The following is a 7987-nucleotide window of genomic DNA, read 5'->3' as shown; positions in this document are numbered from 1 at the left end:
AAAAAAGCTTATTGCTTCTTAAGAAGCAATAAGCTTTTTTAATGTTTTCTATATAATAAACCAAGGTAGAATTGCCAGTCCAGAAGTTACAATTGCTGTAGCAAATATTAAAAAGATAGCTTGTTTGTTTTGTTTCATGTTACATTCTCCTCTACATATCAATTGCATGCTATACGTTCATGTAATACTCAGCGGGAGATGGATCATCCCCACTGATTAAAGTCTCACTTTATATTTTTAGTATAACGAATGGAAAGGATTGGAACGATTGATAAAGGTGACATGAAGATTACATTGTTGTAATGAAAAAAGCATCTTAATTAATAAGAAGATGCTTTTGAAAAATTATATTAAAATGTTAATTATTTAAGAATAAAACCATATGCTCCTCGTCCCAATATTGGCCATTATGTTTTAAGGACCGTTCTTGCACACCGTAAGTTTGGAAGCCGAGGGACTCATATAATTTTTTTGCAGCAGTGTTATCAGCAACAACATCAAGCATGAGCTGTTCTACATGTAATTTATCGGCATTTTCAATAATCGCTTTAATTAAAGCTCGTCCTGCACCGAGACCACGCGCTTTTGGAGAAACAAAAACGGAGCCGATTTTTGCTTTATGCTCTTGCTTAATAAATGGCTTTGTTTCTAGAGTAGCAATACCGACTAAATCATTATCTTTGAAGACACCTAGAGTATACTTATCCGGATTGCTTAATCGCTTTGCCATAGCAGCGACAGGGTTTTCATGTTTAAGAACATCTTCATAAGAAGAGCTAAAAGCCTCAGGGTTTTTCGTTAAACCTTCCATACAAACTTTCAAATAAATTTCTGCGTCCTCTGTTGTTAATAAGCGAATTTCCATAGTTGTAACCTCCTAGATTGATTCAAATTTAATTCATTAACTTTGTAAGATTAAGTTTAGTTAAATGTATTCTGTGACTATTCTTTCTTAATTTGTAAAAGAATGAAGAGATTATGCTACTATGTTTTTATTTTATTTATGTAATGAAATTATATATTAACTTCATTAACTATTCAAGGATTTAATATATTACATTTTTATAACTAAAATTCCCGCTTTGTAAAGGAGTCATCTTTATCCCACTATTCGTGGGAGTCGGGTTGCCCGTAAAAGCCCGATTGGTTTGGGCTAATAATCAGTGGGGAGGGAAAAACCCTCCACTGATTAAATTTTCACTTTCTTTTACATAGTCAATCGTTTATTTTGTAGCCATCGATTCGTTCTGGATGTGTATAAATATTGCAAGATCCATTTCGAATAAATCCTACTACGGTAATACCTAAATCATGGGCGAGTTGTAGAGCTAGTTTAGTTGGAGCTGATTTAGATAGAACAATTTCGCAACCTATTTTTGAAACCTTTAACAAAATTTCAGATGAGATGCGTCCGCTAAACGCAATGATTTTCCCTTGAACGGATATATTGTTTCGTAAACAATGACCGTATATTTTATCTAGCGCATTATGTCTTCCGATATCCATTCGTGCTAAAAGAATGTTTTTTCGATCACATAGAGCGGTATTATGCACACCACCCGTTTGGCGAAATGTAGTTGAAGATTGTTGTAAGGAAGTCATTAGGTAAAAACATTCTTCCGGAGTAATAGTTATATGTATATCATGTAACTTCTTTGCTTTTGCTGCATCGTTGACGAAAACAAAACCTTGTCTACTTTTCCCGCAACAAGAAGTTACGTACCGTTTATTATATAAAGTTTGATAGAGCGGATTAATTTTTGATGATTTTACATGGACAATTCCGTTTTCTTTTTGGATCCATAATTCTTCAATATCTTTATAAGAAGAAATAATTCCTTCAGAAATTAAAAAACCGATTACCATATCTTCAATGTAATTAGGAGTGCATACAACTGTTACGTATTCTTCGCTATTTAATTTAATTGTAATAGGAGATTCCGTAACAACCTCATCGGTTTGTTTTGAAAATGTACCAGATTGATAGCGTACAATTGTATATGTTTCTTGAATAGGCCCCATATTAAATTCCCCTTTATATATATTTTTCTCCATATTTATCATAAAACATCGAAAAACCAAAAGCATCTACTAATAAGAAGATGGCAGATTATTTTGGTTATTATTGTATATGTACGATATAATAGATTTGTAGAATAGTGACATTTTCAAGCTTTCGTAGTTATACCTTATAACATCTAGAATCGACTTCCAAAGGAAAGTATTTCAACAGGGCGTTTCAAAAATATGTACAGCAACGCATTTTTGAAAACGGATTCAAAAATGTGTTGTACAGTTAGTTGTAAGGAGAGGGGAAACTATGACAGAACAGACAGTCCGTGTAACCGTTGATGGTAAAGAATTTTTTGCATCAGGTGAAAAGACGATACTCCAATTATTTAACGAAAGTAATTTAGAACATCCTCAAATTTGTCATGTACCAGAGGTAGATCCTATTCAAACTTGTGATACATGTATTGTAGAAGTAGATGGAAAGTTAATGCGTGCTTGTTCAACAAAGTTGGAAGATGGCATGCATATTGAGAGGCAATCGGAACGTGCGAAGGAAGCACAAACTGAAGCGATGGATCGAATATTAGAGAATCATTTATTGTACTGTACGGTATGTGATAATAATAATGGTAACTGTAAAGTCCACAATACAGTAGATATGATGGGAATTGAAGAACAGAAATATCCATATGAACCGAAAGTAAGTGCATGCGAAGTGGATACGTCGCATCCATTCTATCGATACGATCCAAATCAATGTATTGCTTGTGGGCAGTGTGTAGAAGTATGCCAAAATTTACAAGTGAATGAAACTTTATCGATTGATTGGAGTTTAGACCGCCCACGTGTTATTTGGGACAATGGTGTGAATATAAATGACTCGTCTTGTGTTAGCTGTGGGCAATGTGTAACAGTTTGTCCTTGTAATGCATTAATGGAAAAAACGATGCTAGGAGAAGCTGGATTTATGACTGGTTTAAAACCAGATGTGCTAAATCCAATGATTGATTTTGTAAAAGATGTAGAGCCTGGATATAGCAGTATTTTAGCAGTTTCAGAAGTAGAGTCCGCGATGCGTAAGACGAAAATTAATAAGACAAAAACAGTGTGTACATTTTGTGGTGTAGGTTGTTCATTTGAAGTATGGACGAAAGATCGTCAAATTTTAAAAGTGCAACCTGTTTCAGATGCACCGGTTAATGGTATTTCCACATGTGTAAAAGGCAAATTTGGATGGGACTTTGTGAACAGTGAAGAGCGTATTACAAAGCCGTTAATTCGCCAAGGGGATATGTTTGTTGAGGCTTCATGGGAAGAGGCTCTTGAAGTTGTTGCATCTAATATGCAACATATTAAATCAGAATATGGTAGCGATGCGTTTGGGTTTATTTCTTCTTCGAAAGTAACAAATGAAGAAAACTATCTTATGCAAAAACTAGCTCGTCAAATATATGGAACAAATAATGTAGATAACTGTTCCCGTTATTGCCAATCTCCAGCAACAGACGGTTTATTTAAAACTGTCGGTATGGGCGGAGATGCTGGAACAGTGAAAGATATTGCTGAGGCAGGTCTTGTTATTATTGTTGGTGCAAATCCAACAGAAGGACATCCTGTACTTGCAACTAGAGTGAAACGTGCTCATAAATTACATGAACAAAAACTAATTGTCGCAGACCTTCGTAAACATGAAATGGCGGAGCGTGCTGATATATTTGTTCACCCGAGTCAAGGGACGGATTATGTATGGCTTGCTGGGATAACGAAATACATTATCAATCAAGATTGGCACGATAAAAAGTTCATAGCTGAAAATGTAAAGAATTTTGATGAATATAGCAAAATGCTAGAGAAATATACGCTTGATTATACTGAGAAGATTACAGGGATTTCTAAAGCTCAGTTAAAAGAAATGGCTCGTATGGTATATGAAGCAGATGGTACTTGTATACTTTGGGGAATGGGTGTAACTCAAAATACAGGAGGAAGTACAACGTCGGCAGCAATTTCAAATTTACTTCTCGTTACAGGTAACTACCGTCGTCCTGGTGCCGGTGCGTATCCGTTACGCGGGCATAATAACGTACAAGGTGCTTGTGATATGGCGACATTACCGAACTGGCTTCCGGGTTACCAAGCAGTTTCAGATGATGTGCATCGTGCGAAATTTGAAAAAGCATACGGTACTACCATTCCGAAAGAACCGGGATTAAATAATATCGCAATGTTACTTGCGGCCGAAGAAGGAAAACTGCGTGGTATGTATGTTATGGGAGAAGAAATGGCTTTAGTAGATTCAAATGCCAACCATGTACAACATATTTTAGCGAATTTAGACTTCCTTGTTGTTCAAGATATGTTCTTATCGAAAACAGCTCGTTTTGCCGATGTTATTTTACCGGCAGCACCAAGCTTAGAAAAGGAAGGAACATTTACAAATACAGAGCGCCGTATTCAAAGATTGTATGAAGTATTGAAGCCACTTGGTGATTCTAAACCAGATTGGTGGATTTTACAAAAAGTAGCTCGTGCACTGGGCGGAGACTGGAATTATGGAAGTCCAAGTGAAATTATGGATGAAATTGYATCGCTTGCCCCGTTATATTCACAAGCAACGTATGACCGTTTAGAAGGCTGGAATAGTTTATGTTGGGGTAGCCATGATGGTAGTGATACACCGTTATTATATGTAGATGGATTTAACTTCCCAGACAAACTAGCACGATTATCACTAGATGAATGGGTTCCGCCAGTTGTAGCACCAGATGAGTATGATTTACTATTAAATAATGGCCGTATACTAGAGCATTTCCATGAAGGAAATATGACGAATAAGTCGGCTGGAATTTTATCTAAAGTGTCTGAAGTATTTGTTGAAATTTCACCTGAACTTGCTAAAGAACGCAATGTGAAAGATGGTGGTCTTGTAGAGTTAGCATCACCATTTGGAACGATTAAAGTACAAGCGCTTGTTACAGATCGTGTAACTGGAAATGAGTTATATTTGCCGATGCATGCGACAGTAAATGAAGAGGCAATCAATATTTTAACAGGAACAGCAACAGACATTTATACGTGTACACCAGCTTATAAACAAACAATGGTGAAACTGCGCGTATTACGTGAAAAAGGAAATCGTCCGTTACCATCTTCAAACCCGAGAGATAAAAAACGTCATCCACAAAATGGTGTTGAAATCGAGCAAAAGTGGCAAAGAAAACAATACGTATCACTTGTGGACCAGAATTAGGGGGCGGAGATCATGGCAAAAGAGATTACTTTAATTAAAAAGAAGATTGTAACAGAAGAAGAAAAAAAACAGCAAGTAACAGATGAACTGTTAAATGATCTAGCTGAAAATAGAGCAGCAGTAGAAGAGACGATGCAGCTATTAGCGCAGTTGCAAAAAGCTGGAATTTTAGATGCAGCAATTAGTTTACTTGCTGCAAAAGAAGATGTTTCCAAAATAGCTGTTGAACAATTGAATCGTGAACCAGTAAAAAACGCACTAAACAATATGATGGGGGCAGGAGAGGCATTATCTTCAGTGGACCCAGAAATAACGAAACAAATAACATCTAGTTTAGTCACTGGATTACAATTTGCAACGGATGAGCTGAAAAACGGAAAGAAAACAAAAGTGATGGATTTCTTTAAGGTATTAAAAGATCCAGATATCAACAGGGCGATTACATTCGGTTTTAGTTTCTTAAAAGCATTTGGACAAGGATTAGAGAAAAAATAGAGTGAGTGAAAAAAAGTGATGGGATTAGCCATCACTTTTTTCATTATATGTATAAGAGTGTTCATGTTAAGCGGAATATATTATTATTAAAAAGATGGATTGGAACTGGAAATGTGGAATCCATCTCAAATACCGTTTTAGAATTTGGAGGAATATATGCAACACCGTAAAAAACTATCTATACCAGGAGTAATGGGACATTCCTTTCAAACAGTTAGATTTGCTTTTTGGAATGTATTAACCTTTCAACTTGTTTATAAATTATTAGCAGCGATTGTATTTGTCCCGCTATTTGGGATCATTTTTAATAAGTTATTGTATTTTGGTGGTTATGCAAATGCAACGAACGATGAATTATTAGCGTTTTTAAAGACACCATACGGCATCTTGGCAATCGTAATTTTGTCATTGTTAGCACTGTTTCTTATTTTTACGGAATTTGCGGTACTTATTATTATTTCGTATTTTGCTCATAAAAGACAAAAGGTGAAATTACGTCCGATTTTATATAAAACGGTAACGTATTTACCTACTCTTTTCACATATTGCTTACCAGGATTTATTTTATATGCTGTCGTATTATTACCTCTTTTAAATATGGGATATGAAACAGCATTAATTCCGCAAATTCAAATTCCTAACTTTATTACAGGAGAACTCTTCAAGACAACGATGGGACAAGTTGGTTATTACACGTTCTTTGCTGTAGTCGCGTATTTGAACCTTCGCTGGATTTTTGTTCTACCTATTGTCGTTTTAGAGCAAAAAACATTTCGCGTGGCAGCACGCAAAAGTGCAGCTTTAGTAAAAGAAAGCTTTTTTAAAGTACTATTCTTTTTAGTAGGTTTTTTCATTTCAATAGGGATTGTGTATATTGTATTTTGGGGAATATATTTATTGTGCCTATGGGGTGTGTATGAATTTACAAACCCGAAAGGAACATTCGCATTGTTAGCTGAATCAACAATGTCTGTATTCCTAACAAGTACATTGTATTTATTTAGCTTTATCGTGACACCATTTTATATTATGGCGATTACGCGATTGTATTTGCAAAAGGTTCCGGTTGAAGATGTTTTACTAGAAGAAGGATTAGACTATTCAAAATCGAAAGCAGATAAATGTTTCTTCCAAAAACATMGTTGGAAATTTATTGGTGTATATATTGTGGGAATTATTACTGCTGGAATGGTCGTTGCCTTCATTGTGACCTTTATTTCAAACACATATAAAGAACCAATTATTATGGCGCACCGTGGATATATATCAAAAGGTGTAGAGAATACGAAAGAAGCAGTGCAAGGTGCCATTGATGCAAAAGCAGACTATGCTGAAATAGATGTCTTGCAAACAAAAGATGGCGAACTAGCAGTCATACATGATTTGAAGTTGAAACGTCTTGCGAATGCGAATGTGCATGTATCAGATTTGACGATGGATGAGCTAAGGGAGCTTACTCTTAGTCAAGATGGGCTCACAGGAGAAATTAGTACATTAGATGAGATTATTAAGCTTTCAAAAAATAAAATAAAACTCAATATAGAAGTGAAGCTTCACGGTAATGAGAAGGACTTCGTAAATAAAGTATTAAAAGCAATTAAAGATAATGACTTTGAGAAACAATGCGTTATTCAAACATTACATTATCCCCTTATTAAAGAGTTTAAGCGTGCAAATCCAGATATAAAAGTAGGATATATACTGTATGCAAGTAGAGCTAACTTAAAGAATGTGAAGGCTGATTTTTATGTAGCAGAAGAATACATGTTAAATAAAAAATTAGTAAAAGAAGCAAGGAAGTTAAATAAGCCAATTTACGTATGGACAGTAAATGATATGGAAAGTTTAAAGGCATATTATAAGTTAAACGTAGATGGTATCATTACCGATTATCCTGAAGACGCACGTGAAACAATTAAGATGTTAAAAGAACAAGAAGCTGAAGAAAGCGATATATTTGATAAAATTACAGAAACGACAGAAGACTTGTTTTCAAAATTATTTATAAGTTACCCAGCTGCTGGCTAAATGCTAGTAGCTGTTTTTTTATGAAAAGAATATATTTCTAAAGTATTGTACAAAGTAATAAGTGTATATGTATACGTAACTACTTAGTTTTTTTACATTGTTACGTTATTGTCAAATAATAAATAATAACTATGCATTTTGAATGGATATAATAGAAATAGAGTGATAGATGATGAAGTGGTACGCAGAACTCAATAGAAT

5 protein-coding genes are annotated in these 7987 nt (G+C 35.0%); 3 read left to right on the top strand and 2 right to left on the bottom strand.

The annotated features are described in order from the left end of the window. Nucleotides 1-358: 358 nt before the first annotated feature. Nucleotides 359-865: a GNAT family N-acetyltransferase gene (locus AC1DTM_RS14325; protein WP_000405886.1), complete on the bottom strand. Its 507-nt coding sequence runs from the start codon at nucleotides 863-865 to the stop codon at nucleotides 359-361. Nucleotides 866-1215: 350 nt separating this feature from the next. Continuing rightward, nucleotides 1216-2022: a formate dehydrogenase accessory sulfurtransferase FdhD gene (gene fdhD, locus AC1DTM_RS14320; protein ID WP_016103498.1), complete on the bottom strand. Its 807-nt coding sequence runs from the start codon at nucleotides 2020-2022 to the stop codon at nucleotides 1216-1218. Nucleotides 2023-2320: 298 nt separating this feature from the next. Between fdhD and fdhF the strand changes: the two genes are divergently transcribed. The 3 genes from fdhF (at nucleotide 2321) to AC1DTM_RS14305 (ending at nucleotide 7786) form a co-directional block, all read left to right on the top strand. Further along, nucleotides 2321-5263 (top strand): formate dehydrogenase subunit alpha, encoded by a 2943-nt coding sequence (fdhF, locus tag AC1DTM_RS14315; RefSeq protein WP_477000382.1) that lies wholly within the window; start codon nucleotides 2321-2323, stop codon nucleotides 5261-5263. Nucleotides 5264-5275: 12 nt separating this feature from the next. After that, nucleotides 5276-5758, top strand: a complete 483-nt coding sequence (locus AC1DTM_RS14310) for a helical membrane plugin domain-containing protein (protein ID WP_016103500.1) — start codon at nucleotides 5276-5278, stop codon at nucleotides 5756-5758. A gap of 156 nt (nucleotides 5759-5914) precedes the next feature. Continuing rightward, nucleotides 5915-7786, top strand: coding sequence for a glycerophosphoryl diester phosphodiesterase membrane domain-containing protein (locus tag AC1DTM_RS14305; RefSeq protein ID WP_477000381.1), 1872 nt, complete (start codon nucleotides 5915-5917; stop codon nucleotides 7784-7786). Nucleotides 7787-7987: the final 201 nt, after the last annotated feature.

This window comes from Bacillus sp. P4_D3 (assembly GCF_056401855.1).
Note: the sequence above shows the minus strand (reverse complement) of the source record. Positions and strands in the feature narration are given on the sequence as shown.